Annotated in this window: 1 protein-coding gene; it reads right to left on the bottom strand. The window is 73.7% G+C overall.

Annotated features, from left to right (window positions below):
• Positions 1–202: 202 nt before the first annotated feature.
• Entirely contained in the window at positions 203–1,219 is a 1,017-nt protein-coding gene (locus ABD466_RS44220; protein WP_344663320.1) for a LacI family DNA-binding transcriptional regulator, read from the bottom strand.
• Positions 1,220–1,634: the final 415 nt, after the last annotated feature.

The following is a 1,634-nucleotide window of genomic DNA, read 5'->3' on the forward strand; positions in this document are numbered from 1 at the left end:
TCGCAGCTCGCGCGGCTTGTGGAGCGGCCGCGATCATACCGACGCCGAGGGCCGAGGCGAGGGCGAGCGCGAGCGCCCGCCATCTCTTCGGCCTCGGTCTCGGCGCTCTCAGGGGTCTGTTCACTGCTTCGTTCGATCCCTTCTTGGGCAGGGCGACATCGCCGCCGCACACCTCGTGCGGCGGACGTTCGAGGGCTGGCGATCAGGCGGAGTCGCGGATCACCAGTTGGGTCGGGAAGACCGTGTGCGCGGGCACGTCGGCCACCCCGTTGATATGGCGGGTCAGGTGCCGGGCCATCGCCGCGCCCATCTCCTCCACCGGCTGGCGGACGGTGGTCAGGCGCGGGTCGGTGTGCGCGGCCAGCGGGGCGTCGTCGAACCCGATGACGGCGACGTCGTCCGGGACGCGGCGGCCGGCCCGGCGCAGGGCGCGCAGGGCCCCCAGCGCCATCAGGTCCGAGGCGGCGAAGACCGCGTCCAGCTCCGGCTGGTGTTCCAGCAACTGGAGCATCGCGTGCTCGCCGGACGACTGGGTGAAGTCGCCGTAGAGCACCATTCCGCCGGCGCCGGCCTCGGCGATCGCGTCCCGGTAGCCGTCGCGGCGGTCCGCCCCGACCGCCATGTCCGGCGGGCCGGCGATGGAGACCACGTGCCTGCGGCCCGACCGCAGCAGGTGCCGGACCGCTTCGCGGGCGCCGGAGCGGTTGTCGGCGTCCACGTACGGCAGCCGGCACGGCGGTGTGCTGCGTCCGGCCACCACCGTCGGCACGTTCATCGCCTGGAGCGTCAGCCCCAGCGGGTCGCGGTCGTGGGCGTTGATCAGCATCACGCCGTCCGCCGCGCCGCGCGCCAGGTAGCGCTCGACCAGCGGGTGGTCGGCCAGGCCGCGCACGACCAGCAGCACCAGCTGGATCTCGTCGGTGCGCAGTTCGCGGCCGGCGCCGAGCAGGATGCGCGAGAAGTACGGGTCGGCGAACAGCCACTGGTCGGTCCCGCACACCACGGCCGCGATCGAGCTGATGTGCTCGTCGCGCGCGGCCCGGGCCCGTTGGCGGACGTACGCGAGCTGCGACACCGCATCGTGCACGCCGGCCCGGGCCGAGCGGCTCACCTTCGCGGTGCCGTTGAGCACGCGCGAGGCGGTGGCCGGTGACACGCCGGCTAGGGCTGCCACGTCGGCGAGGGTGGGGCGGGGATCCGGAACCGTGGGGCGAGACATCGGGCGGGTTCTCCTTCGGTGGCGGCGTGGAGCCCCTCGGCGGTGAACGCCGGGTGTCGAGCTGCTCACGGTGGGGTGAGAGCGCTCTCATGCAACCTCGTCTCACGACCCGTACTTGTCAAGGGGGCGGGCCGGCACGAGGGCCGCAGGCCGGTCACGTCCGGGGCGTGACGGGGGGCGCCATGAAACTTTCACTCGGGCGCCGTGGTCGGTGGACGGCCCAAGCCGGGTGTCTTGCGTGTGCGGGTCCTGGGTTCCTACGTTCCGCGCGATGTGTCGACAGGATGAAGGAGGGCCATGTCCATCCCCATGAAGCGCCTGAGACCCGCTCTGGGCGCGGTGGCCGGCGCGGCGCTCGCGGCCGGCGCCGGAACCGCGGCGGCGCTGATGCCGGGAGCGGCCCACGCGGCCGCCG

The organism is Catenulispora subtropica, from assembly GCF_039531675.1.
Taxonomy (GTDB): Bacteria; Actinomycetota; Actinomycetes; order Streptomycetales; family Catenulisporaceae; genus Catenulispora; species Catenulispora subtropica.